General features: G+C 50.7%; 25 protein-coding genes, 5 tRNA genes and 1 pseudogene. 13 read left to right on the plus strand and 18 right to left on the minus strand.

Annotation, left to right across the window (positions count from 1 at the left end; all coding sequences use genetic code 11):
• The 5 genes from corC to G535_RS0109725 all read right to left on the minus strand — a co-directional run bounded on the left by corC (position 1) and on the right by G535_RS0109725 (position 4,763).
• Complete coding sequence (gene corC / locus G535_RS0109705; RefSeq protein WP_026861884.1) at positions 1 to 882, minus strand: CNNM family magnesium/cobalt transport protein CorC; 882 nt, start codon at positions 880 to 882, stop codon at positions 1 to 3.
• A gap of 18 nt (positions 883 to 900) precedes the next feature.
• On the minus strand, positions 901 to 1,371 hold the full coding sequence (gene ybeY / locus G535_RS0109710; protein ID WP_026861885.1) for an rRNA maturation RNase YbeY: 471 nt from the start codon (positions 1,369 to 1,371) through the stop codon (positions 901 to 903).
• Entirely contained in the window at positions 1,355 to 2,353 is a 999-nt protein-coding gene (locus G535_RS0109715; protein ID WP_026861886.1) for a PhoH family protein, read from the minus strand. Before G535_RS0109715 ends, ybeY begins: the two co-directional genes overlap by 17 nt.
• A 15-nt stretch (positions 2,354 to 2,368) precedes the next feature.
• Complete coding sequence (gene miaB, locus G535_RS0109720; RefSeq protein WP_026861887.1) at positions 2,369 to 3,811, minus strand: tRNA (N6-isopentenyl adenosine(37)-C2)-methylthiotransferase MiaB; 1,443 nt, start codon at positions 3,809 to 3,811, stop codon at positions 2,369 to 2,371.
• Between the two features lie 67 nt (positions 3,812 to 3,878).
• The gene (locus G535_RS0109725; RefSeq protein WP_026861888.1) at positions 3,879 to 4,763 is read right to left on the minus strand and encodes a DMT family transporter; all 885 of its coding nucleotides are present in this window, start codon (positions 4,761 to 4,763) and stop codon (positions 3,879 to 3,881) included.
• Positions 4,764 to 4,908: 145 nt separating this feature from the next.
• On the opposite strand from G535_RS0109725, the gene G535_RS13410 reads away from it, so the two are divergent.
• Both G535_RS13410 and G535_RS0109735 read left to right on the plus strand, forming a co-directional pair.
• Positions 4,909 to 6,042 carry an FAD-dependent oxidoreductase gene (locus G535_RS13410; RefSeq protein WP_034728003.1) on the plus strand — a complete coding sequence of 378 codons (1,134 nt, stop codon included), beginning with the start codon at positions 4,909 to 4,911 and terminating at the stop codon, positions 6,040 to 6,042.
• 10 nt (positions 6,043 to 6,052) lie between these two features.
• Complete coding sequence (locus G535_RS0109735; protein WP_126775140.1) at positions 6,053 to 6,274, plus strand: hypothetical protein; 222 nt, start codon at positions 6,053 to 6,055, stop codon at positions 6,272 to 6,274.
• A 59-nt stretch (positions 6,275 to 6,333) separates the two neighbouring features.
• Here the strand turns inward: G535_RS0109735 and G535_RS0109740 are convergent.
• From G535_RS0109740 to G535_RS0109770, 7 genes are all read right to left on the minus strand, one after another.
• Positions 6,334 to 6,420, minus strand: a tRNA-Leu gene (locus G535_RS0109740).
• A gap of 15 nt (positions 6,421 to 6,435) precedes the next feature.
• Positions 6,436 to 6,510: transfer RNA gene (locus G535_RS0109745), tRNA-Gln, on the minus strand.
• 22 nt (positions 6,511 to 6,532) lie between these two features.
• Positions 6,533 to 6,607: transfer RNA gene (locus G535_RS0109750), tRNA-Gln, on the minus strand.
• 38 nt (positions 6,608 to 6,645) lie between these two features.
• Positions 6,646 to 6,730 (minus strand) — tRNA-Leu (locus tag G535_RS0109755).
• A gap of 12 nt (positions 6,731 to 6,742) precedes the next feature.
• Positions 6,743 to 6,819: transfer RNA gene (locus G535_RS0109760), tRNA-Met, on the minus strand.
• A gap of 183 nt (positions 6,820 to 7,002) precedes the next feature.
• Positions 7,003 to 7,671, minus strand: a complete 669-nt coding sequence (locus G535_RS0109765; protein ID WP_026861890.1) for an SDR family oxidoreductase — start codon at positions 7,669 to 7,671, stop codon at positions 7,003 to 7,005.
• Positions 7,672 to 7,680: 9 nt separating this feature from the next.
• Entirely contained in the window at positions 7,681 to 9,129 is a 1,449-nt protein-coding gene (locus G535_RS0109770) for a class II fumarate hydratase (RefSeq protein WP_338053359.1), read from the minus strand.
• Between the two features lie 117 nt (positions 9,130 to 9,246).
• Here G535_RS0109770 and G535_RS0109775 point away from each other — a divergent pair, with 117 nt between their 5' ends.
• Positions 9,247 to 10,098 carry a sulfurtransferase gene (locus tag G535_RS0109775; RefSeq protein WP_026861892.1) on the plus strand — a complete coding sequence of 284 codons (852 nt, stop codon included), beginning with the start codon at positions 9,247 to 9,249 and terminating at the stop codon, positions 10,096 to 10,098.
• 57 nt (positions 10,099 to 10,155) lie between these two features.
• Here G535_RS0109775 and ychF read toward each other — a convergent pair whose 3' ends face one another.
• The 6 genes from ychF to lolB all read right to left on the minus strand — a co-directional run bounded on the left by ychF (position 10,156) and on the right by lolB (position 15,086).
• Positions 10,156 to 11,247, minus strand: a complete 1,092-nt coding sequence (gene ychF, locus G535_RS0109780) for a redox-regulated ATPase YchF (protein WP_026861893.1) — start codon at positions 11,245 to 11,247, stop codon at positions 10,156 to 10,158.
• Between the two features lie 2 nt (positions 11,248 to 11,249).
• On the minus strand, positions 11,250 to 11,843 hold the full coding sequence (pth, locus tag G535_RS0109785; protein ID WP_026861894.1) for an aminoacyl-tRNA hydrolase: 594 nt from the start codon (positions 11,841 to 11,843) through the stop codon (positions 11,250 to 11,252).
• Between the two features lie 6 nt (positions 11,844 to 11,849).
• Positions 11,850 to 12,512: a 50S ribosomal protein L25/general stress protein Ctc gene (locus G535_RS0109790; protein WP_026861895.1), complete on the minus strand. Its 663-nt coding sequence runs from the start codon at positions 12,510 to 12,512 to the stop codon at positions 11,850 to 11,852.
• A 128-nt stretch (positions 12,513 to 12,640) separates the two neighbouring features.
• Entirely contained in the window at positions 12,641 to 13,588 is a 948-nt protein-coding gene (locus G535_RS0109795) for a ribose-phosphate pyrophosphokinase (RefSeq protein ID WP_026861896.1), read from the minus strand.
• 8 nt (positions 13,589 to 13,596) lie between these two features.
• Positions 13,597 to 14,466 (minus strand): 4-(cytidine 5'-diphospho)-2-C-methyl-D-erythritol kinase, encoded by an 870-nt coding sequence (gene ispE / locus G535_RS0109800; protein WP_026861897.1) that lies wholly within the window; start codon positions 14,464 to 14,466, stop codon positions 13,597 to 13,599.
• A complete protein-coding gene (gene lolB / locus G535_RS0109805) occupies positions 14,454 to 15,086 on the minus strand; it encodes a lipoprotein insertase outer membrane protein LolB (protein ID WP_026861898.1) in 633 nt (210 codons plus the stop codon). Before lolB ends, ispE begins: the two co-directional genes overlap by 13 nt.
• A gap of 95 nt (positions 15,087 to 15,181) precedes the next feature.
• Between lolB and hemA the strand changes: the two genes are divergently transcribed.
• The 10 genes and pseudogenes from hemA to G535_RS0109855 all read left to right on the plus strand — a co-directional run bounded on the left by hemA (position 15,182) and on the right by G535_RS0109855 (position 25,409).
• The gene (hemA, locus tag G535_RS0109810; protein ID WP_026861899.1) at positions 15,182 to 16,444 is read left to right on the plus strand and encodes a glutamyl-tRNA reductase; all 1,263 of its coding nucleotides are present in this window, start codon (positions 15,182 to 15,184) and stop codon (positions 16,442 to 16,444) included.
• 15 nt (positions 16,445 to 16,459) lie between these two features.
• The gene (gene prfA / locus G535_RS0109815) at positions 16,460 to 17,548 is read left to right on the plus strand and encodes a peptide chain release factor 1 (RefSeq protein WP_026861900.1); all 1,089 of its coding nucleotides are present in this window, start codon (positions 16,460 to 16,462) and stop codon (positions 17,546 to 17,548) included.
• Positions 17,549 to 17,551: 3 nt separating this feature from the next.
• On the plus strand, positions 17,552 to 18,406 hold the full coding sequence (gene prmC, locus G535_RS13415; RefSeq protein ID WP_034728005.1) for a peptide chain release factor N(5)-glutamine methyltransferase: 855 nt from the start codon (positions 17,552 to 17,554) through the stop codon (positions 18,404 to 18,406).
• Positions 18,396 to 18,902: pseudogene (locus tag G535_RS0109825) on the plus strand (response regulator); the annotation flags it as partial. The gene prmC and the pseudogene G535_RS0109825, both read left to right, overlap by 11 nt.
• 93 nt (positions 18,903 to 18,995) lie before the next feature.
• Complete coding sequence (locus G535_RS0109830) at positions 18,996 to 19,370, plus strand: SirB2 family protein (RefSeq protein WP_026861902.1); 375 nt, start codon at positions 18,996 to 18,998, stop codon at positions 19,368 to 19,370.
• Positions 19,371 to 19,392: 22 nt separating this feature from the next.
• A complete protein-coding gene (locus G535_RS13925; RefSeq protein ID WP_026861903.1) occupies positions 19,393 to 20,202 on the plus strand; it encodes a SirB1 family protein in 810 nt (269 codons plus the stop codon).
• A 55-nt stretch (positions 20,203 to 20,257) separates the two neighbouring features.
• Positions 20,258 to 21,508 carry a DUF819 family protein gene (locus tag G535_RS0109840; protein ID WP_026861904.1) on the plus strand — a complete coding sequence of 417 codons (1,251 nt, stop codon included), beginning with the start codon at positions 20,258 to 20,260 and terminating at the stop codon, positions 21,506 to 21,508.
• Between the two features lie 12 nt (positions 21,509 to 21,520).
• Positions 21,521 to 22,369, plus strand: a complete 849-nt coding sequence (kdsA, locus tag G535_RS0109845) for a 3-deoxy-8-phosphooctulonate synthase (RefSeq protein WP_026861905.1) — start codon at positions 21,521 to 21,523, stop codon at positions 22,367 to 22,369.
• A gap of 84 nt (positions 22,370 to 22,453) precedes the next feature.
• A complete protein-coding gene (gene psrA / locus G535_RS0109850) occupies positions 22,454 to 23,086 on the plus strand; it encodes a TetR family transcriptional repressor PsrA (RefSeq protein WP_026861906.1) in 633 nt (210 codons plus the stop codon).
• Positions 23,087 to 23,108: 22 nt separating this feature from the next.
• Positions 23,109 to 25,409: an acyl-CoA dehydrogenase gene (locus G535_RS0109855; RefSeq protein ID WP_026861907.1), complete on the plus strand. Its 2,301-nt coding sequence runs from the start codon at positions 23,109 to 23,111 to the stop codon at positions 25,407 to 25,409.
• Positions 25,410 to 25,415 lie beyond the last annotated feature (6 nt).

Below are 25,415 nucleotides of genomic sequence, written 5' to 3' on the forward strand. Positions count from 1 at the left end.
CTAATTTTCCGTGTCGGAGTCGACCTGAGGCTCAGGTAAACTTACTTGTAACTGCTGGATACGGCGTTTGTCGGCGCTAGTGACCTTAAAGTGAATGCCTTGAATTGAAAGCTCTTCACCAGATTTTGGTAAGTGACCAAAGCCGTGGGCAACCATACCACCAATAGTGTCATATTCCTCGTCACCAAAATGGGTGCCGAAGTAATCGTTAAAGTCTTCGATGGTGGTGAGTGCTTTCACTGAGTAGCGCGACTTATTGATGCGGCGAATGTCGGCTTTCACATCATCATTATGATCGGTTTCATCTTCGATATCGCCGACAATCTCTTCGAGAATATCTTCAATGGTCACAAGGCCAGAGACGCCACCGTATTCATCGACCACAATCGCCATATGGTAGCGTTGTGAGCGGAACTCTTTAAGGAGTACGTCAACCCGCTTACCTTCCGGCACGATCACCGCCGGGCGGATAACCTTGCTGAGTAAGAAGTTGTCTTCGGTCATGCCGAAGCCGTACGCCAGCAGGTCTTTGGCGAGCAAAATACCTTCGACATGATCTTTATTTTCGCTGATCACCGGGTAGCGACTGTGCTGCGCATCAATCACGATAGGTAAAAACTCATCAACGCCTTGGTTGATATCAATGGTCACCATTTGCGAACGAGGCACCATAATGTCACGGACTTTCAGTTCGGCGACATCAAGCACACCTTCGATCATTTCCTTGGTGTCGTTATCAATCAAGTCGCGTTCTTCAGCGTCTTGAATCAGGTCTACTAACTCTTCGCGGCTGTTCGGTTCTCCGGTAAATAGCTGCAACAATTTGGTTGCCCACGATTTACGCGCAGAACCGTTGGTAGAGTGGGGATGGTCATCGCTCATTAGCTGGCATTGCTCCGTTTAGTTACCAACTTCAGCATAAGGGTCAGCATACCCTAAGCTGGTTAAAATAGACGTTTCGAGGCTTTCCATATGTTCTGCCTCATCCGTCTCTATATGGTCATAACCTAGCAAATGCAAGGTTCCGTGTACAATCATATGCGCCCAGTGTGCCTGCAGCGGTTTCTGTTGCTCTTTGGCCTCAGAGGCGACAACTGGCGCACACACCACCAAATCGCCAAGTAAGGTGACTGGCATCGGGATGGGGGCGGAGAATGGGAAAGACAACACATTGGTGGCGTAATCCCGTTGCCGATAGGCAGCGTTGAGTTCACGACCTTCGTCGGCATCAACAATTCGTACGGTCAGTTCTACCGGTCCGTCTTGCCACTGGTGTCCAGCAAGTGCTGCAGTAACCCATTGCTCAATCGCACTTTGCGCAGGTAGATCAGACGCTTCTGAAGCAATCTGCAGATCAACGGTTAGCGTCATGAGAGCTCTCAAAGTCTTCGTAGGCTTGCACAATACGTTGTACAACAGGGTGACGAACAACGTCGCCAGCTTGGAAAAAGGTGAAACTAATATCGGGGACTTCGCTCAGCACTTCAATGACATGCCGCAAGCCTGACTTTTGCCCACGCGGTAAATCCACTTGCGTGATATCTCCGGTAATCACCGCACGTGAATTAAAACCAATGCGCGTCAGGAACATTTTCATTTGTTCGCAGGTGGTGTTTTGGCTTTCGTCCAAAATGATGAAGGCATCATTTAACGTGCGGCCGCGCATATAGGCGAGCGGTGCGACTTCAATAACGTTGCGCTCAATCAGTTTCTCCACTCGCTCAAAGCCGAGCATCTCAAATAAGGCGTCATATAACGGACGCAAATAAGGATCGACTTTCTGGGCGAGATCACCGGGTAAGAAGCCAAGCTTCTCGCCTGCTTCAACGGCAGGGCGGGTCAGCAGAATGCGGCGAATTTCTTGTCGCTCAAGGGCGTCAACAGCACAAGCTACGGCGAGATAAGTTTTCCCTGTACCAGCTGGGCCAACGCCGAAATTGACGTCGTGACTTAAAATAGCGCGCACGTATTCAGCTTGATTGTGATTACGCGGTTTGATCATGCCCCGTTTGGTTTTGATATGGGTCATTTTCTCTGCCGCCGGGTCACCGTGGCCTTGCTCAAGTATGTTGGCTTGCTGAATCGCCAGATGTACTTGCTGGGGCTCCACAGTGCCTGCTTTACCTTTCACGGTTGCGGTCTCAACATAAAGCTCGCGCAGCATGGTCGCCGCTGCTTCCACGGTGTGTGGCTGGCCAATCAGGCGGAATGCTTCGTTGCGATAGGTGATCTCAATACCTAAGCGGCGTTCAATATGTTTAAGGTTTTCATCAAACGGGCCGCAGAGTTCGGCCAAACGCCGGCTATCTGCCGGCGTCAGCTCAAGATCAAGGGTAGTAACTTTCGGACTCAAAAGAACCTCTTGTGGTTACGACTGTTGCGGCGGCACATAACTGGCGACACCGAGCTCGTCGGGCTGCGTGCGTGCCTGACGCGAGAGAATGTCTTGCGGTGCTGTGTCAACACGTAGTCCCATCTCATCTTCAACGCGGATCACATCACCTCGTAATGAGTTGGCAAACACGTCGGTAATGGTGACATCCACAAATTTACCGATCATGTTTGGCGTGCCTTCAAAGTTCACCACACGGTTATTTTCGGTACGGCCACTAAGTTCCATCGGATTCTTTTTCGATGGTCCAGTGACCAAAATACGTTGCTCGGTACCTAGCATACGGCGCGCATGGTTGTGCGCCTGTTGGTTCAAGCGTTGCTGTAACAGGTGCAGGCGTTGTTTCTTGGCTTCTTCACTGACATCATCAGGCAGGTCTGCCGCAGGCGTTCCTGGGCGCGCACTGTAGATAAAGCTAAAACTAAGGTCGAAGTCGACCGCCTGGATAAGATCCATGGTCGCTTCAAAATCTGCGTCGGTTTCACCTGGAAAGCCAATAATAAAGTCAGACGACATGGCAATCTCAGGACGAATGCGTTTAAGTTTGCGAATTTGCGACTTGTACTCAAGGGCAGTGTGACCACGCTTCATTAACGTTAGTACGCGGTCAGAGCCACTTTGTACCGGTAAGTGCAAGTGATTCACTAGCTCTGGAATGGTGGCATAAGCTTCAATAATATCGTCGGTAAACTCAACCGGGTGCGAGGTGGTGTAACGAATACGATCAATGCCGTCAATTGCCGCGATTAAATGCAGCAATTCTGAGAAACGACAGACGGAACCGTCAAAATGTTCACCACGAAAAGCGTTGACGTTTTGACCTAAAAGGTTCACTTCACGCACGCCTTGCTCTGCTAATTGGGCAATTTCATAGAGCACATCATCGACGGGACGGCTCACTTCTTCACCACGGGTATAAGGCACCACGCAGAAGGTACAGTACTTACTACAGCCTTCCATGATCGATACGAAAGCCGTTGGGCCTTCGGCCTTTGGATCGGGCAAGCGGTCAAATTTTTCAATCTCTGGGAACGAAATATCGACCATCGGAGTGTGTTCAGTCTGAACCTGTTTCACCATTTCTGGCAGACGGTGCAAGGTTTGTGGACCGAAAACAATGTCTACATAAGGCGCGCGGCTACGAATGTGATCGCCTTCTTGCGACGCAACGCAGCCACCGACACCAATCACAAGGTCAGGATTCTTGTCTTTCAGTGTTTTCCAACGGCCCAACTGATGGAACACTTTTTCCTGCGCTTTTTCACGGATCGAACAGGTGTTGAGCAGGATCAAATCCGCGTCTTCGGGTTCGGCTGCAACTTCATAGCCGTGCGTTGCCTGTAGTAGATCTGCCATCTTCGCAGAGTCGTACTCGTTCATCTGGCAGCCCCACGTTTTGATATATAACTTCTTGCTCATAAATTCGTTACGCTCACTTGCGTTGGTGTATGGTAATTAAGGGCCGCTATTTTAGCCTGTTCTGACATTAACTGCCAACTTTGCCCGTGCTTTCTGCTTTGCGCCGTGTGCGAATGGCAAGGTAACCTGCCAGAGTAATAATGCTGGCGCCCAACAACATGTACCAGGTAATGGCCTCGTCCCAGAAGATATACCCCATCAGCGCAGCAAAGATCACTGAACTATAGGTGAATACCCCAACGCGTGCGGCAGGAGCCAGCGCAAAGGCTTTGGTCATGCCAAGTTGCCCAGCCACCGCCAGCAAGCCCATGGCAACGATGGCAAAAAGGTGATCCAAAGCAATCGATTGACCAAGCCAGAGCAGGGGAATTCCTGATAGAAGGGTGGAAAGCGCAGAAAAATAAAAGACAATTTTACTGGAAGATTCGGTGGCCGACATTTGTCGAATTAATGTTTTCGTAAAAGCCGCAAAAAAGGCAGCGACAAAAGCGACCAGTACCACCGGTGACAGCGCAGTGCCGAGCGGGTTCAAGAAGATAAATACACCAATAAAGCCGGTGGCGATGGCTAACCAGGTTTGCGGGAGAACGCGCTCTGCCAACCATACCCGACCAATGACCGGAATAATAAAAGGCGATAACAGCAACACTAAGGTGGCTTGCGCTAAGGGTAAATTAGCGATGGCGTAGAAGAACAAATACATTGCTGCAAGACCTGCAATGCCGCGCGTCAGGTGAAAGCGCCATGCTTTGGTTTTAAAGGCATCAGGGCCTTTACGCCAGAGCCAGGGTAAAAGCACGATAAAGGCCATTAAATTACGAAAGAAGACCAACTGTTCCGAAGGCACGTCAGTGCTGAGATGTTTTACGATAGCACTGACGCCGGCAAAACAAAGCTCAGCGGTCAACACTAATACAGAGGCCAGCACAACGGTGCGTTGAGGAGTATCCATAACCGCCTTTATCGGTGGTACCACAAAGAGGGCGCTATGGTAGCACGATTCACCGATAAACTTGCCGATAGTTGATGTGAATCACTGTATTCTTATCGCGGTATTTCTTATCATGCCGTCAAGATGTTTAGAAAAGGAAGGCGCTATGCATGTAGCAATCGTTGGTGGTGGCTTGGTTGGTGCGGCTGCAGCCGTTGCCGCCCAGCAACTTGGTTGGCAGGTAACGTTGTTGGAACGCGGTCCTTCGCCGCTCGCGGCAGCACCTAGTGCGTTGTGGGATTTACGGATCTCCTCGGTACACCAACGTAATGTCAATTGGTTGCAGCAACTTGGCGTGTGGTCATTGGTTGCGCCGTCACGCTACCTTCCTTATGACGCCTTAAGTGTCACCACCTGTGATCGTCAGCAACTTGATTTTACCGCGGCCGAGGTAAATGAGCCGCAGCTCGGCGTGATGGTTGAGAATAATGCGCTAGTGCGCGCATGTTGGGAGTATTTAGCATCACAGCCGCAAGTGACCTGTCGCGCGGCATGCGACATTCATCAGTTCGATATTAAAAACAAGACCATTGACGTAAAAGGTGGTGAGCCTATTCACTACGACCTGTTGTTAGGTGCTGATGGCGTCAACTCTGTGGTCGCCAAAGCGGCTGGCATTGGTGTGCGCGGTTGGGACTATGGCATGCGCTGTTTACTTGCGGTAGCAGAGGTTAAACAATCCATTGCGGCGCAAACGTGGGAAATTTTTCGACCCGAGGGACCTTATGCGCTGCTGCCATTGCAAGAAAACTTAGCTTGCTTGATCGATTACCGTGCTGAACAGGACTGGCGCGGGAAAGACGAGAGCCAAGTGAAAGCTGCGCTGAAAGAAACTTTTACGCCGCATATTGGTCCTTTTAAACTGCAGAACTTTGCCAGCTTTCCACTGCGCCGTCAGCGCGCCTTGCGTTACTATGACGAGCGTGGTGTAGTGCTGCTTGGTGATGCCGCCCATGGTATTCATCCGCTGGCGGGGCAAGGCGTCAACTTGGGTTTTGTCGATGTGCAAGTGTTGCTGCAAGCGTTGCGTACACAACCGATGGCGCAAGCTTTAGCGCACTATGAGCAACAACAAATGCGGGTGAATCAGCGCATGATGCGGGCGATGGATGCGATCCATATCGGCTTTCGTAGTCCACATCTGATACCACGTTTTGCGGTGGCTAGCGGCTTGGCCGCCGTGTCTTTAGTAAAACCCCTGAAGCGGCACATTGTTCGCGCGGCGATGGGGTGGGAATAGGAGAAGTACAATGAAAAGGATGTTACTTGTCAGCATGATAACGGTGATTGGGTTGTCCGGCTGCTCGTCGAAGTTTATTTATGACTATTCGTCGCGTTATCGGACGGAGCAATGCAAAAAGCTACCGACTAAAGAACAACGGTTTGATTGTGTACGAAAAACGGAGGAGTCACATGGTGCCTATGAGGCCGAGCGTGAGCGCGTGAAGCAAGACCCGAGTAAAGATTATTAGATATAAAAAAACCGCCGAAAGGCGGTTTGTTTGCATTTGTTGCGGTCACCATTGAGAGATGGTGCGGAGGGGGGGACTTGAACCCCCACGAGCGTTAGCTCACTAGCACCTGAAGCTAGCGCGTCTACCAATTCCGCCACCCCCGCAACAAGCAGGGAGAGTGGCTGGGGTACCAGGATTTGAACCTGGGAATGGCGGGATCAAAACCCGCTGCCTTACCGCTTGGCTATACCCCAACTCTCGGAACAGTTTTTAAGTTGGCTGGGGTACCAGGATTTGAACCTGGGAATGGCGGGATCAAAACCCGCTGCCTTACCGCTTGGCTATACCCCAACTAAGGTCTTAAAAACTTGCGCTCATCGATGCGAAGTTGGTGCGGACGGAGAGACTTGAACTCTCACGCCGTGAGGCACTGGAACCTAAATCCAGCGTGTCTACCAATTCCACCACGTCCGCCCAGAATTTGGATGGTGGCTACGGCGAGATTCGAACTTGCGACCCCAGCATTATGAGTGCTGTGCTCTAACCAGCTGAGCTACGTAGCCATACCAAATTTTTTAAAACTGCGCTCGGTGAGTGCGGCGCGTATTATGCAAATCAGTGACTCAAGCGTCAACCTCTTTTTCGCAAAAAAACGCGTTCAAGGGTGCGATTGATTAAAAAAACGATAGTTTGGTTATTTAATCAGCGCATCTTGGCCTTTTTTACCCTTTTGACCAAAGTGGAGCCTACCAAGGTAACGACTCGCCATTACTGTGACGGAAGCTACCGCTATTGGCAAGATTTAATTCTGCAATACGCTGTACTAATCGCGAGGCAGCTTCGTCAGCGCTAATGTCACCCCGATGATTGACCATATCAGTTTGTACATAGCCTGGATGCAATAGCGCCACGGCAATTCCTGCCGGAGCTAAATCGCGTGCAAGTGAGACGCCGGCAGCATTGAGTGCGGCTTTGCTCATACGATAGCCGTACTGGCCACCGGAACCATTGTCCGCCATCGATCCCATGCGTGAGGTGATGAGCGCGATTTTGCTGCCTTCATTTAAGTTATCGCGCAGGGTACGACAAACATTCAACGGCGCAATGGCATTGACGCGAAATTGGCGTTCAATGCTGTCGCTGGCGAAACTCTCGAAGTTGTCGCCCTCAAGCAGGCCTGCGTTGTTGATTAAAATGTCGATGGATTCACCTTTTAGACGCTCGGCAAGCAGTGTTAACGCCTCAGGCGCGGTAACATCAATCCCATCGATGATGGCGATGCCAAGCTGTTCCAGTGCCTCAGAAGGGTGACGACAAACCGCCGTGACGCGGGCTCCTGCTGTGTGGTATTGCTGGGCGAGGGCTAGGCCAATCCCGCGATTGGCGCCGGTAATCACAACATGTGGTGTGCTCATTCAATACTCCTATGCTTGCTCTGCACCGGGAATACCCCCGTGCGTCAGTTGTTTCGGGTCAAGTAATATCTCAAGTTGCGCACGGCTCAAATCCGTCATTTCTAATGCGACATCAAGCACTGGCCGTTGTTCCTGATAGGCGCGTTTGGCGATTTCGGCAGCTTTGTTGTAACCGATAACGGAGTTTAAAGCCGTCACCAGAATTGGGTTGCGTGCCAAGGCCTGTTCAAGGTTGGCGTGATTGACAGTGAAATCGGCAATGGCTTGGTCAGCGAGCGCATACATGGCTTGTGCACTGATGGCGATACTTTCATTCAAATGATACGCCACTAATGGCAGCATCACATTTAGTTGGAAGTTGCCTTGCTGGGCGGCCGTGGCGATGCTTTGATAGCTCCCGGCAACGTGCGCAGCAACCATGGCAACAGCCTCAGGAATGACTGGGTTTACTTTGCCCGGCATGATGCTGCTACCCGGTTGTAGTGCCTTGAGGGTGATTTCACCCAAGCCTGCTAACGGGCCACTGTTCATCCAGCGGAGATCATTACTGATTTTCAAAAGCACGGCACCGCAACTATTGAGGGCACCTGCGAGTTGCAAGCTGAGTTCTTGCCCGGCGATGCCGGCAAAGGCATTCTCGGCCGGGAAAAAGTGACTGCCGGTGTGCTGGCTAAGAGCTTCACAAAAGGCTTCACGGAAGCCTGTTGGCGCGTTGACGCCGGTACCGACTGCCGTGCCGCCCTGAGGTAGGGCACGTAAACGTTGCATTACATCACATACGGCATGCTCACAATGCGTTAATTGCGCTCTCCAAGCTTGAAGCTCTTGCGCCATAGTGATGGGCATGGCATCCATAAGATGAGTGCGGCCGGTTTTGGTGACCTGTTCCAAGGTTTTGGCTTTTTCATCAATGACCTTAAGTAAATGACGTATTGCTGGCAGCCAGTGGCGTTCAAGTTCCAGTACGGCACTGATTTGAATGCTACTGGGGATAACATCATTGCTGCTTTGACTACAGTTCACATGGTCATTGGCATGAATTTCACGGCCCTGGTCGCGGCATACGGTTTCCGCGATCACCTCGTTCATGTTCATGTTGGTACTGGTACCTGAGCCGGTTTGGAACACGTCGAGTGGAAACTGGGTTGGGTCCGGCTTGCGAGCAATGTCTTTCGCCACCTTAATGACGGCCGCGGCGATGTCAGCGTCGAGATAGCCAAGTTGCTGATTGGCTGCTGCGGCGGCAGCCTTAATGTGGGCTATCGCTTGTAAAGTTGGAATAGGAAGACGCAGGGAACTGATTTGAAAATTTTGCCGTGCGCGTTCGGTTTGCGCACGCCACAGTGCTGTTTCAGGCACTTGCATCTCACCCATGCTGTCTTTTTCGATACGGTAACGGTCTGCCATAGTGACATCCTCTAGTGAATCGCGTAGCTTGCTCAGCAGCAATAGCTGCATAAAATTTCCTGATGTTAGTGTTAGCATGGGGCTTGATGTCTTGAGTTTCAAATAGAAAGCCGAACATTTATTGGTGTTTTGATAACTTTTGAGTGTAACAACGAAAGGAGCGCAACAGTGGCAGAGCCGATTTGTGTAACAACGCAGTGGTTGGCAGAACATCTTGATGACCCTCGCGTGAAGGTCGTTGATGCCAGTATGGCGAAAGTGGTGGGACGTGAACCTCTAACCTATGCCAACCCGATGGTTATTCCCGGTGCTTACGATTTAGCCTTGGAAACGCAATTGACCGATAACACCGCGGCCTTGCCGAATAGTTTACCTCCAGCATCGCAAGTGACCACTTGGTTACGTCAACTGGGAGTGCAGCAAGAGGATCATTTGGTGGTGTACGACAATCAAGGGATTTATTCGGCACCACGCGCTTGGTTTTTATTGCAAGCTATGGGCTTGCCGCGTGTGAGTATTCTTGATGGTGGCTTGCCGCAATGGCTTGCTGAGGGGCGACCCACGCTGGAACACTACGCCGAAGCTGGTCAAACAGGGGACGTGACGGCGCATTGGCAGGCTGACAAGGTCGCGACGTGGCAACAGGTGTACGCAGCGTTGTCACAGGCTGAGCCAGTGATTATTGATGCACGTTCTGCTGAGCGTTTTGCTGGCACTAAAGCTGAACCACGAGCAGGCATGCGCGCTGGACATATGCCGGGCGCCTGTAACTTGCCTTTCGCTGAGGTATTAGAAGGGCATCGGTTTCGCTCTGCGACAGCATTGCGTGATCAGTTTCAGCAGTTACTCGGGCGCACCAACACCGATGTGCGTTTGCTAATGACGTGTGGTTCTGGCATTACCGCTTGTGTGCTTGCTGTAGCAGCGCAACTTGCAGGGTATGCGCAGGTACAGGTGTATGATGGGTCTTGGTCAGAGTGGGGCGGGCGGAGTGATTTACCCTGTCAAACCGGCGTCTAGCGGCCATAAAAAAGGCCTACACATGGGTAGGCCTTTGGGGTCGTAGCTAGCGCGTGTTTACACGTTGAAACGGAATAAAATCACGTCACCGTCTTGCACGATATAGTCTTTACCTTCTTCGCGGCGCTTACCGTTTTCTTTCGCACCTTGTTCACCTTTGTAGGTGATGTAGTCGTCAAAACCAACGACGACCGCGCGGATGAAGCCTTTTTCGAAGTCGGTGTGAATTTTACCGGCGGCTTGAGGTGCTGTTGCACCTACAGGAATGGTCCATGCACGCACTTCTTTTTGACCTGCGGTGAAGTAGGTTTGTAAGTTTAATAACTGATAACCACCACGAATCACGCGGTTCAAACCTGGCTCTTCAATACCAAGGTCAGCCATGAACTCAGTTTTTTCATCGTCGTCGAGTTCAGCAATTTCTGCTTCGATTTCAGCACAGACAGGTACCACGATAGCGCATTCTTTGGCGGCGATTTCACGCACTTTATCAAGGTAAGGGTTGTTCTCGAAACCGTCGTCATTAACGTTGGCAATGTACATGGTTGGCTTCAAGGTCAACAAGTTGTAGGAGCGAATGGTCGCTCGGTCATCTTTGCTTAACTCAACTGAGCGCGCCATGTCACCGTTTTCTAAGGCTGGCAACAGCTTTTCAAGTACGGCAATTTCAGCCACCGCCTGCTTGTCACCACCTTTGGCTTTTTTACCTAAACGAGTAATGGATTTTTCGACGCTATCTAGGTCAGCAAGGGCAAGTTCAGTGTTGATGACTTCGATATCCGCAAGCGGATCAACTTTACCGGCAACGTGCACGATGTTGTCGTTTTCAAAGCAACGTACCACATGACCAATGGCATCCGTTTCACGAATGTTAGCAAGGAACTGGTTACCAAGACCTTCGCCTTTTGACGCGCCTTTCACGAGACCGGCAATATCGACGAACTCCATCGTCGTTGGGATCACGCGTTGCGGATTGACGATTTCAGCCAATTGGTCCAAGCGTGGATCAGGAACGGCCACCACGCCAGTGTTGGGTTCAATGGTACAGAACGGGAAGTTAGCTGCTTCGATGCCTGCTTTCGTCAAGGCGTTAAACAACGTTGATTTGCCGACGTTAGGTAAACCGACGATACCACATTTGAATCCCATCTTTAGTTCTCTCTTTGTGCTTTAAAACTATGCAGCTGCTGTTGCGCTGCTCGCATATCTTGGGTGAGCAATAGCTCAATGCTATTGCATGCTTGCGCAATGGTATCATCCATCCAGTGCTGTTCTTGTGCTGGCGCTTTGCCAAGCACATAGCCAGTCACTTTACTTTTGTGACCTGGATGACCGATACCAATACGTAAACGGTGAAAGTCAGAACTGCCAAGGCAAGCAATCATATCTTTAATGCCGTTATGTCCACCGCTACCACCACCGGTTTTAAATTTAGCGACACCCGGCGGCAAGTCGAGCTCATCGTAGGCAACTAAAATTTCATCTGGGGCGATTTTAAAGAAGTTAGCAAGTGCAGCAACAGCTTTCCCGCTTTTATTCATAAAGGTCATGGGTTCGAGCAAACGCACGTCAAGCGCACCTTTTTGTAGGCGAGCCGTGTGACCGTAGAATTTTGTTTCGGGCTGCAAGCTGAGGGCATGCCGGCGGGCGAATTCTTCAACCAACCAGAAGCCTGCATTATGGCGAGTTTGACTGTATTCGGGGCCTGGATTACCCAGGCCCACGATTAAACGAATTGTCGACATGACGGCTTATGCGTCTTTGTCTTCAGCTTCGTCTTTTGCGGTTGGTACTTCTGGAGAAACTTCTTCGTCAGTTTCTTCTTTCTCAACGCGCGGCGCAGTGATTGAAACGACTGCTTGGTCGTGATCTTCACCTTTCGCAAGCTCAACCAACTCAACGCCTTTAGGCAATTGAAGGTCGCTCAAGTGAAGGGTTTGACCTAAGGTCAAGTTTGCCACGTCAACTTCCACGAATTCTGGCAAGTCTTTTGGCAAGCAGTTGATTTCTAAATCATTCACGTGGTGAACAATGACGCCGCCTTCATCTTTAACGCCTTTCGCAGTTGCTTCGTTCAAGAAGTGTACAGGCACGTGTGTGTGTAACTTCTGACCTTTTTCAACGCGTTGGAAGTCAAGGTGAGTCAATTTAGGCTTGAACGGGTGACGTTGAACGTCTTTCAAGATCGCTTCGTGCTTTTCACCATCAACAACGATAGTCAAAATGTGCGAATAGAAAGCTTCGTGGTCAGCCATGTTGTTAACTTTGTTATGGTCAAGCGTTAACGCTACTGGCTCTTTGTTCGCGCCGTAAAGGATAGCTGGCACTTTGTCTGCGTGACGCAGGCGGCGGCTCGCACCTTTCCCTGTATCTTTACGCAGTTCTGCTTGAATCGTAAAATCAATAGTCGACATAAGAATGTGTCTCCGTTAAATAAAATAAGCCGGATATTCGCGACCAAATATCCGACACTTCCTTCAGAAAATGACCTAGGCCATTTTTAAGGGCGCGGAATAGTACCACCCGCACCCCTGAATAGCAATCAATACTCGAACATCGCCGAGATCGATTCTTCGTTGCTAACGCGGCGTAATGCTTCAGAGAGCATGCCACTTAGCGTCAATTGATGCACTTTATCCAACGCCTTCATTTCTGGCTGCAAAGGAATGCTATCAGTAACCACCAATTGATCGATGTTGGATTCGCGAATGTTGGCAACAGCATTGCCTGAGAATACTGGGTGAGTGGCATAAGCAAACACGCGACGCGCGCCATTGGCTTTTAGCGCATCGGCAGCTTTGCAAAGGGTGCCACCGGTGTCGATCATGTCATCGACAATGATGCAGTCACGGTCGCTAACGTCACCGATAATGTGCATGACTTGTGACTCGTTCGCACGTGGACGGCGCTTATCAATAATCGCTAGGTCAACGTCGTTCAAAAGTTTCGCCACCGCACGGGCACGTACGACACCACCGATATCAGGTGAAACCACCACTGGGTTGTGGAAGTCTTGGGTACGCAAATGCTCAAGCAAGACAGGGCTACCGAATACGTTGTCGACAGGAACGTCGAAGAAACCTTGAATCTGTTCTGCGTGCAAGTCAACGGTCAACACACGATCAACACCAACACTTGATAAGAAGTCGGCGACAACTTTCGCTGTAATTGGTACCCGTGCTGAGCGCACGCGACGGTCTTGACGGGCGTAGCCGAAGTACGGCATTACTGCGGTGATACGGCCGGCAGATGCACGGCGGAGGGCATCAACCATTACGATTAACTCCATTAAGTTATCGTTGGTCGGTGCACAGGTCGATTGAATGATGAAAACGTCAGAACCACGTACATTTTCATTGATCATGACACTGATCTCGCCGTCACTAAAACGGCCTACTTCAGCATCACCGAGCTTAATATAAAGTCGGTCAGCAATCTTCTGGGCGAGTTCTGGCGTGGCGTTGCCAGCAAAGAGCTTCATGTCAGGCACACTAAACCTCAGTCTTGTTTGGTCAGGTTGTCAGTTGAAGCCTGCCGCAGTAGCTGGCAGACCGGAGATTCATTTAGGCCACGAGCAACAAATCCGTTCCATCGTGATGGCATCCTTGCAAGTACAGCACGCGCCTCTTCTTGACTTTCAAATGCACCGAAGAGGCAAGCTCCGGTACCCGTGAGTCGAATTGGCGCGTATTCTACCAACCAGTTGTAGGCGTTGGCAACTTCCGGATAGGCTTCGCGGACCAGTGGCTCGAATACATTGTAGGTGTTGTGGAGTTGCCAATCGCTACTCGCAATAGGTTCGCACTGGCGTTCAAGTTGCGGATGATTAAACAATTTTGCGGTACTGATGTGCACCCCTGGGTCCACCACCAGATACCATGGTTGGGGGGGATCGATCGCGGTAAGTTTTTCACCAATGCCCTCGGCGAATGCAGCATGGCCGAAAATAAATATTGGCACGTCAGCGCCAAGCTGAGCACCGAGCTGCATCAGTATTTCGATGGAAAGGTGCACTTGCCACAAGTGATTCAATGCAAGTAACGTGGTGGCTGCATCGGATGAGCCGCCGCCCAGTCCACCGCCGTACGGTAAACGTTTCTCAAGGACAATGCGGGCGCCCTGCGTGACTGAGCTATGCTGTTGCAACAGGCGCGCGGCCCGCACGACCAAGTTATCGTCGTTGGCAAGTTCGGGGGCCGAACAAAGCAATTCGATGTTAGGGTTATCCGTTCGTGTAAAACTCAACACATCATGAAGGTCGAGAAACTGAAACACGGTTTGCAGGTCGTGATAGCCGTTCTCGCGGCGGCCGGTAATGTGCAAAAATAAATTAAGTTTCGCCGGAGCTGGAAGGACTAAAGTTGCCATTTTCGGACTCGCATTTTAATTCGCCAAAGGGCACTTTCAAGTGCAATTGCCGTAGGCAGGTAGACCTTGCTATTCACCACTTCATAAGCATTGAGTTGGACGTGCCATTGTTGCTCGCTGGCTTTCGTGTGATAGCTGGCTAATGGCGCTAAATCACCATTGCTAGTGCTGAAATTACGATAACTTGGCGCGCTGACAAGCTTAGGTTGTTGGCCAATGACCACTTGTTGTAATAAGTCCAACGGCAGCTGGTAGCCAAACAGTCGATGCACCAATTGCTCGGCATCACTACCGTAATAGGCTTGGTCATCTTCATCATAATAGGTCGCCCCTAATGGGGTTTGTTCCAGCCGCGCGAGGGTACCTTTGAGTGGGTGGTAAAAGCGTAACTGCATCTGTTGCGGACGTTGGCGCCACTCGAGGTACACGGCGTCACGCTCATCATTGGTCAAATTGAACAGGGCGATGTGTGCTTGCAATTGCCACTGCTCGAGTTGCGCAAGATGTTGTTGATGGCGGGCAATGGCCGCAGGCGCGACAGCGTCTTCGCTGACTGGGGGTGGTGCGGTGGCGCAACCACTAAGAAAAACTGCAAAGAGCAGTAAAAAGCGTACTTTCATGACTTCATCCAGCGTGTCGGTGTGCTTTTCATCATAAGGCCTTTGACGTACAATTAGCGGCGTTTTGCAGTGCCAGAGGCTCGCGATATCTCATTATGACTATTTTTGCACTCGGTGTTAACCATAAAACCGCGTCAGTAGACTTGCGCGAACAAATTGCGTTCTCGCCAGAACAACTTCATCAGGCTCTACCAGCGCTGCGTGAGCAGACGGGGGTGCGTGAAGCTGTCATCGTGTCGACCTGTAATCGGACCGAAATATACTGTACCGCGGATACCGGCACTGCGCCTTCTAGCGACTTACTGCTAGGGTGGTTAGCAGGCTACCACGGGGTTTCTGCAACCGCCTTGCAAACACACAGTTACTGCCACACCGACGCTAAAGCAATTGATCATTTAATGCAGGTTGCCAGTGGTCTTGATTCGCTGATTTTAGGCGAGCCGCAAATTCTTGGGCAGGTGAAACAGGCCTACCAATTTGCCAAAAACCAAGCCAGTGTCGGCAGCATTTTAGAGCGCTTGTTTCAGCAAACGTTCCATATCGCCAAGCGCGTACGTAGTGAAACTGCTGTGGGCGAGAATGCGGTATCCGTTGCTTTTGCGGCGGTGAACCTAGCGCGCCATATCTTCGCTGACTTGCAACAAGCTTCGGTCTTGTTAGTGGGGGCGGGGGACACCGCGGAATTGGTGGCGCAGCACTTGACAGATATCGGCGTGAACAAACTCCATGTGGCCAACCGTACCTTGATGCGTGCGCAAACTGTTGCCGAGAAATTTAACGGTTACGGGCACACCTTAGGTGAGTTACCTGAATTGTTGCCGCAAGCTGATATTGTCATTTCGTCGACCGCGAGTACCTTGCCGATTATTGGTAAAGGCATCGTGGAAAGCGCGCTCAAGCAGCGCAAGCGCAAGCCCATGTTGCTGATTGACTTGGCCGTGCCGCGCGATATTGAGCCGCAGGTCGATGAACTCAATGATGCGTATCTGTACAGCGTGGATGATTTGCAAGGCATTATTCAAGAGAATATGCGTAACCGTGAAGAAGCTGCGCAGCAAGCCAAAGCAATGATTGTTGAGCAAACAGAGCACTTCATGACGTGGCTGCGTGGCCTTGACCACCTGCATTTATTACGCGAGTTCCGTCAACAGACGGAGCAGCTTGCCCAAGAACAGTTGCAACGGGCGCGCAATCATCTTGCTGCGGGAAAACCTGCGGACGACGTGCTTGCCGAATTAACGCAACGCCTGACCAAACAATTTTTACACGCGCCAACCCGGTTGATGCGTGATGCTGGCGCCGCTGGAGATTATCAAACTTTGGCCGTGTTCCAGCAATTTTATAATGATAATGATTAAGGCATCTCATTCATGATGAACCCGTCGATTACCCGCAAACTTGAAGCTCTTTTAGAGCGTTATGAAGAAGTCCAGCACTTGTTAAGTGACGCTGGCATTATTGCGGACCAAGACCGTTTTCGTGCGTTATCACGCGAGTATTCACAGTTAGAAGAGCTGGTGACGTGTTTTCGTGCCTATCAACAAACCTTAGAAGATGCCCAAGCGGCAGAAGAAATGTTGGCCGAAGACGACGCTGAGATGCGTGAAATGGGGCAAATGGAGCTGAACGAAGCGAAACAGCGGCAAGAAGAGCTCGAACAACAATTACAGATTTTACTTTTGCCTCGGGATCCGAACGATGACCATCCGTGTTACCTCGAGATCCGTGCCGGTGCAGGCGGTGATGAAGCGGCCATTTTTGCTGGTGATTTATTCCGTATGTATAGCCGTTACGCTGAGCAAAACGGCTGGAAAATCAGTATCGTGAACGCCAACGAAGGCGAGCATGGTGGTTATAAAGAAGTGATCGCGCACATGTCAGGTGACGGTGCTTACGGGCGGATGAAGTTTGAGTCGGGCGGTCATCGCGTGCAGCGCGTGCCTGAAACCGAATCGCAAGGCCGTGTGCATACCTCAGCCTGTACGGTTGCCGTACTTCCGGAAGTGCCTGAAGCCGAAGCTATCGAGATTAATCCTGCCGACTTACGCGTCGATACCTTCCGTGCCTCTGGTGCCGGTGGTCAGCACGTGAACCGAACCGATTCAGCGATTCGTATCGTTCACCTCCCGTCAGGTATTGTGGTGGAGTGTCAGGACGAGCGCTCGCAACACAAGAACCGTGCCAAAGCGATGTCGGTGTTGCAAGCGCGCTTGCAGCAGCAAGCCGATGACAAGCGACGTCAAGAAGAGCAGTCAACCCGCCGCAGTTTGGTCGGTAGTGGTGACCGTTCGGAACGTATCCGCACCTACAACTATCCGCAAGGCCGAGTGAGTGATCATCGGATCAACTTGACCTTGTACCGGCTTGATGAAGTTCTCAATGGCGACTTGGATCTCATTCTCGATGTCATGTTGCAAGAGTATCAAGCGGACCAATTAGCGACGCTCGCTGAGCAGGATTAAGTGATGCAAATCGGGCTGGCGCTCCAACACGCACAGCAAACCTTAGCCGCGAGTGAAACACCGCGGCTTGATGCTGAAGTACTGCTGGCGCACGTACTGCAAAAGCCCCGTACCTACCTTTTGACCTGGCCTGAGCGAGAGCTTGACGCGCGTTGCTATGCCCAATTTCAAGCCTTGCTGGCGCAACGCCAACAAGGCGTTCCCGTCGCTCACCTATTGGCCGAACGTGAATTTTGGTCACTGCCGTTGAAGGTCAATAACAGCACCTTGATTCCGCGTCCAGATACAGAAACTTTGGTCGAAACTGCGCTTGAGTTAGGGCAACTGGATGAACAGGTTTTAGATTTAGGCACTGGCACGGGCGCCATTGCGTTGGCGCTCAAAAGTGAGCGACCGCAGTGGCAGCTCACCGCGGTGGACAAATCAGCGGCTGCGGTGGCACTTGCCACAGAAAATGCAAAACACTTGCGGTTGCAGGTCGATGTAAGGCAAAGTGACTGGTTCAGTGCGTTGGCGGGACAAGCGTTTTCCATGATTGTCAGTAACCCGCCGTATATCGCGGCGGATGATCCGCATCTGCTGCAAGGTGATGTGCGGTTTGAGCCGCATTCGGCACTGGTTGCGGCGGCCGAGGGGTTCGCCGATTTAGAACAGATTATCAAGCAAGCGCCGGCCTACCTAAATGCGGGTGGCTGGTTAGTGCTCGAACACGGCTGGCAGCAAGCGCAGGGGTGTCGTGCACGTTTACGTGAGGCTGGTTATCACGATGTTGCCAGCAAGGCAGACTTGGGCGGTGTCGAGCGCATCACCTACGGACGTTGGTTAACCGCAGAAAAGGAACGGACAGATGTCGAATGACTTTTTATTTGCGAATGAACAACCTGAACCAGTGAAAGACGATGACAACAGTAGCCAAGAAAAGTGGAAAGTGCTGATTGTTGATGACGAGAAAGAAGTGCACGCCGTCACCCGCTTGGCATTGATGGATGTGGTGTTCGAGGGGGCTGGTTTAGAATTTATTAGCGCGCATTCATTAGCTGAAGCCCGTGAGAAAATTGACGCTCATCCCGACTTAGCTTTGGCCTTGTTGGATGTTGTCATGGAAACCGATGACGCTGGCCTGCAGGTCGCCAACTATATTCGTAACGAGTGTGGCAATCGCCAAATTCGGATTATCTTACGCACCGGTCAGCCGGGGCAGGCACCTGAGCGCGCAGTGGTGATGAATTACGATATCAATGACTATAAAGCGAAAACCGAGCTGACCTCACAAAAGCTTTTTACCAGCGTGATGTCGGCGCTACGTTCGTATCGCGATATTATGTATGTTGAGGCACAGCGGGCGGCGCTCGAAGTGCGCCTCAATAGCATTCAAGAAATGCTCGAAGCACGTTTTCCAAGTGCAGCTTTAGCCGTAAAAGAACTCAAATAATAAGGATCTGAAGTTATGCCGTTTATTGCGTTTAAACATCTCCATGTCAGTATCGTTGCGCTAAGTGTGTTATTATTCGTGCTGCGATTTATTTGGCGTAGCATGGACGCCTCTGTCGCGAAACAGAAGTGGGTTAAAATTGTCCCGCATATTATTGATACCCTCCTTTTGCTGACCATTGTTGGCATGTTGGTACACTGGCAGCAGTGGCCTTGGGAAACCCCTTGGTTGTTGAATAAGCTGGTAGGCTTGGTGGGGTATATTGTCTTCGGTTTGATCGCAATGAAGGCGCAGCGTGCATGGTTACGCTACGGCGCTTTTGTGGTGGCGATGGGCTGGATAGCAATGCTGTTGCACGTTGCTTACAGCAAGCAAGCATTGCTAGGTTAAGTTGTTAAAAGTAAAGGGTAGTATGCAGTTTTCATATTTAGAACATGTGGATCACGAGTTGTTACCGACCATCGAAATTCTATGGGAGGTAAGTCGGGTATTTAATGCCGATAGCGACCACTACGTCAGTTCTTTTTATCAGCAACTCAATGCCATGGGTGAACAACAGCAACTTGCTGAGGTTGACGGCATTGAGCGACTACGAAAATTGTGTCGTGCTTTCTATTGGCAACTGGGGTTTAGTAAAGCGCCAGAGCCTTTGCTGACCAGTAAGCGGGTGTTGCTTGACCGCGCTATCCGCTTGCGTACGGGGGAGCCCTTATCACTCGCATTATTGTTGCAAGAGGCCGCGTCTTATCATGGACTGGTGCTCGAGCTAATTGATTTTCCAGGTCACCCATTACTGCGTTTCGACGATCAGCAGCAAAGCTTTTTCGTTGACCCAAGCAGTGGTGACCTGTTACATAACCAACAAGTTCAAGAACGTTTTGAAGATGCCACGGAAGGTGAAGAACGGTTTAGCTGGGAGAAGCTAGAAGCCGCTGACCAAAAGACCATCGTGGTACGATACCTCAGTGAACTCAAGCACGCCTTTATTGCTGATCGTCGCTTTGCTGACGCTTTAACGAGCGTTCATATGTTGTTAGCTGTATTGCCTGACGACCCTTATGAAATCCGTGATCGTGGTTACATTCTCGAAGAGCTGGATTGTAACCACGTTGCCGTTGACGATTATCAGTATTTTGTCGAACAATGCCCCGATGATCCGAGTGCGCAACTGCTACGTTTGCAGCTTGAAAACTGGACGAGACCGCAAACCACCTTGCACTGATGTGCGCGCGTGGGGTGTCTCGATTTATCCACCATAACTACAATAAGAGGTAATCGTGGAAGCAGCTCCATTAATTTCAAATGACGGCGTGATCTTTGGTTTACTCGCCGTAATCCTCGGGGGAATTTTCTACACGCAACAAAGTAAACACCCGTTTTGGCAAGGGGTTTACAAATGGGTACCAGCGCTCTTGCTGTGTTACTTTGTGCCATCGTTGCTGAATACATTTAACGTGGTCGATGGTGGTAATACCGCGCTGTATCCGTTGGTCATGGACTATTTGTTACCAACCTGTCTGGTTCTCCTTACGCTGAGTCTCGATTTAAAAGCGATTATGCGTCTTGGGCCGAAAATCCTCATCATGTTTTTGACCGGTACCTTGGGTATTGTGATTGGTGGGCCGATTGCCTTGTTGCTTATTTCTATCATTTTCCCAGAAATGCTCAACGGTGCCGGACCTGACGCTGTATGGCGTGGCATGACGACCATTGCCGGTAGCTGGATTGGTGGTGGTGCGAACCAAGCGGCGATGAAAGAAGTCTATGAAGTGGGTGGGGAAATTTTCTCAGCCATGGTCACAGTCGACATTATCGTAGCTAATCTTTGGATGGCGGTGTTGTTATACATGGCCGCGAACGCTAAAAAGATTGATGCGCGCATTGGTGCTGATACCAGCGCTATTGAGGGTATTCGTGAGCGTATCGAAAAATACGAGTCAGAACATCGTCGCGAAGCCAAGCTACCAGATTTAATTTTTATTCTTGCAGTTGGTTTTGGTGTGGCCGGTTTAGCGCATTTCGGTGCCGATATTATTGCACCGTACATCAACGATAATATGCCGGTTCTGAAAGAATTTAGCCTGAACAAAAAATTCTTTTGGTTGATTGTGATTGCCACCACCGTCGGTGTCGCATTGTCATTTACGCGTGTACGAACCCTTGAAGGCGTTGGGGCATCGAAAATTGGTTCGTTATTTGTCTATATTTTAGTAGCGACCATTGGTTTACATATGGACGTTAGTGCCATCATTGATGCGCCGAAATACTTCCTGATTGGTGCCGTGTGGATGACGATTCACGCTGGCCTCATGTTATTGGTCGCACGTTTGATTAAAGCGCCTGTTTTCTATATGGCGGTAGGTAGCCAAGCCAACGTAGGTGGAGCAGCATCAGCACCTGTGGTGGCCTCAGCCTTCCACCCATCACTTGCTCCGGTTGGGGTATTGTTGGCGGTGTTTGGTTACGCGTTAGGTACCTATGCCGCTTATCTTTGTGGACAAGTCCTGCGCGTGATTGCAGCGGGTTAAGGATACACAGTGATTAATACTGAAGTGATTAAAGTCGGCGACGTGCAAGTGGGTAACCACTTGCCGTTCGTTTTGTTCGGTGGCATGAATGTGCTCGAGTCGCGTGATTTGGCGATGCGCATTGCTGAGCATTACGTTGAAGTGACCCAACGCTTGGGCATTCCGTACGTATTCAAAGCATCCTTTGATAAAGCGAATCGGTCCTCGATCCACTCTTATCGTGGACCGGGCATGGAGAAGGGCTTAGAGATCTTTGCTGAGATCAAACGTACCTTCAATGTGCCGGTGATCACCGATGTACATGAACCGCATCAGGCTGAGCCGGTGGCGGAAGTGGCAGATATTATTCAATTACCAGCTTTCCTAGCACGCCAAACCGACTTAGTGGTGGCGATGGCTCAAACGGGCGCCGTGATTAATGTGAAAAAACCACAGTTTTTGGCACCGCAAGAAATGCGCCATATATTGAAGAAGTTCGCTGAAGCCGGAAATCACAATGTGATTTTGTGCGAGCGCGGTAGCAGTTTTGGCTACAACAATTTGGTCGTCGACATGTTGGGGATGGACGAAATGCGCCATATGGCCCCAGTCATGTTTGACGCGACGCACGCGTTACAACGCCCAGGTGGTCGCGCGGACTCAGCCGATGGTCGTCGCGCACAAGCAGCGGTACTTGCACGTTCAGGAATGGCGCTAGGCTTAGCAGGCTTGTTTATCGAAGCGCATCCAGAGCCTGAGCAAGCAAAATGCGATGGCCCTTGTGCGTTGCCGCTAAGTAAATTAGAGCCTTATTTACAGCAAATGAAAGCGCTGGACGATTTAGTTAAGAGCTTTGCGCCGCTGGATACTTCGGCAACTTAAAGGCTCTGGTCAGCTTGCACCGAACGTCAACATGGATTAGATTAAAACGCATGTTTTAAATGGACGTTCTAAACGGCGGCAACAATGACCAAAGCAGTGACTACACAAGATAAACTACTCAATGCTGCCGAGGCCTTGTTCGCAGAGCAGGGCTTCGAGCAGACGTCGTTACGACAAATCACCACTGAAGCGAACGTCAATCTCGCTTCTGTCAATTACCATTTTGGCTCCAAAAAAGCACTCATCCAAGCTGTCATGGCACGTTACTTGGACGTGTTTATGCCAAAGCTGCAAACTGAACTAATGGCCTTAGCTGAGCGTAACCAATTTAACACGCGCGAGGTGTTTGATTGTTTTCGTGGTCCGCTAGCGGAATTGCGCGGTGTACATGAGCAAGGTTCAACGCTATTTTTAAGTTTGCTGGGTTTTGCTTATGCAGAGATTCAAGGGCATTTGCGGCGCTACATCATGGAGCAATTCGGTGAGGTGATCGCGTTGTTACTCGACACCTTACATCAAGCGAATCCGAAACTGAGTCCAGCGGACATGTTCTGGCGCTTGCACTTTGTGCTCGGTGCAACGGTGTTTGCACAAGTTTCAGGTCCGGCGTTGCGGGAAATTGCAGCGGCGGATTTTGGTGAAGACGTGGCGGCTGATCAGGTCGTTGAACGTCTGATCCCCTTTATCGCTGGTGGCGTTGACGCCTGCAGTGAATAACCTCAATACGCAAGGGTAAGTTATGGAAATTCTCATTTTATTAGTGGTTGCGGCAGTCTTGCTGTTTGCTGTGAAAGAGATCCGTCGCAGTCTTATCAGCCGTCCCATGTTTGGCTTCTTCAAACGGGTACTACCGCCGCTCTCAGCAACCGAGCGGGAAGCGATGACCGCCGGTGATGTTTGGTGGGACGCCGAGTTATTCAGTGGTCGCCCAGATTGGCATCAGTTTTTACAACAAAAGCCACCGCAGTTTACTGAAGAAGAACAAGCCTTTATTGATAACCAGCTGGAAACCCTGTTAGCCATGCTGGATGACTTCAACATTGTGCAGCAAGACCGTGATTTGCCGGAGGCGGTGTGGAACTACATTCGTAAAGAGAAGTTCTTCGCCATGATCATTGGTAAAGAGTTTGGCGGCTTAGCGTTTTCGCCTGCGGCAAACTCCCATATTGTGTCACGGATTGCCACCCGCTCAATCAGTGCAGCAGTTACGGTGATGGTACCGAACTCATTAGGTCCAGGTGAATTGCTGACCCATTACGGTACCGAAGCACAGAAAAATTACTGGCTGCCGCGTCTTGCCGATGGCACGGATATCCCGTGTTTTGCGTTAACGGCGCCTGAAGCCGGCTCTGATGCCGGGGCGATCCCTGATAGCGGGGTACTCTGCAAGGGCGAGCATGACGGCAAAGAAGTTTTGGGTATTCGCCTGAACTGGGACAAACGTTACATCACCTTGGCTCCGGTCGCGACAGTACTGGGCTTAGCCTTCAAACTTTATGATCCGGATGGCTTGTTGGGCGACCAAAAAGCGATTGGGATTACCTGTGCGTTGATTCCAACCGATCACCCTGGAGTTGAGACCGGTGAACGTCATTTCCCGCTCAACCAAGCATTCATGAACGGTACCACCTACGGAAAAGATGTTTTCATTCCATTGGATTGGGTCATTGGCGGTAAAGATTACGTCGGCAAAGGCTGGAAGATGCTGATGGAGTGTTTGTCGGCAGGGCGCGGTATTTCGTTGCCAGCGCTGGCGACCGCTACAGGTCACGTTACCCAACGAATGACTGGTGCTTATGCTTATGTACGGCAACAGTTCGGTTTGCCGATTGGTAAGTTTGAAGGGGTGCAAGAGGCGATGGGGCGTATTGGTGGTACCAACTACTCCATCGAGTCGATGCGTCGTTTGACGGTGGCTGCCTTGTGTGAAGGGAAAAGCCCTTCAGTGATTACGGCAATGACCAAGTATCACATGACCGAGATGGGACGTCAGGTGATGGAAGATGCCATGGATATCCATGCTGGCAAAGGCATTCAGCTTGGGCCGAAGAACTACCTTGGCCATGGTTATATGGCGACGCCGGTATCCATTACCGTGGAAGGGGCAAACATTTTGACCCGTAACCTGATGATTTTTGGTCAGGGAGCGACCCGTTGTCACCCGTACGTATTAAAGGAAATGGATGCCGCAGCGAACCCTGACGAAGAGCAAGGTTTGCGTGACTTTGACGCCTTACTCATTAAACACATCGGTTTTGCAGCAGGTAACTTCTTTAGCAGTGTATGGATGGGCTTAACCGGTGCGCGCTTCAATGCGAGTCCAATTAGTGGCTCTACTGCGCGCTATTATCAGCAACTCACCCGCATGAGTCGCGCGTTAGCGCTTACTGCTGACGTGGCGATGCTGGTCATGGGCGGTGATTTGAAACGTAAAGAAATGCTGTCGGCACGTTTAGGCGACGTCCTGAGTCACTTGTACATGGCCTCGGCGGTGTTGAAACGCTACGAAGACGACGGGCGTCAAAGCACCGATTTGGTCTTTGTTGATTATGCGTTGCAACACCATTTACATGCCATTGGCGAAGCATTCCGTGGCTTTTTTGCCAACTTCCCGAATCGCTTCATGGCATGGACCTTGCGGTTGGCGATTTTCCCGTTGGGTATTCGTTATGCCAAGCCTGCCGATGCGCTTTATCAAGGCATTGCAGATGCAATGATGGAGCCAGGCAAAGCGCGCGATCGACAAACCTTCTTGTGTTATTGGAAGGATGATGCTAACGATATGTTGGGTCACATGGAGCTTGCCTTTGTGAAAATGAAGCAACATGAGGCGCTATATAAGCGTTTGCAAAAAGCTGAGAAGCGCGGAGAGATTGCGCCTGATTTGGCTGGTAGTGAACTTGCTGATGCGGCACTGGCAGCGGAAGTTATTACGGCTGAGGAAGCGGAACACTTGGTCGAAGTGGAGCAATTACGTTTGGCAGCGATTGCTGTTGATCAATTTGCCCCCGGCACACTAGAAAATAAGACGTTCGCCTAAACGGCG

The sequence above is a fragment of the Pseudidiomarina sediminum DSM 21906 genome (assembly GCF_000423165.1).
Lineage (GTDB): Bacteria > Pseudomonadota > Gammaproteobacteria > Enterobacterales > Alteromonadaceae > Pseudidiomarina > Pseudidiomarina sediminum.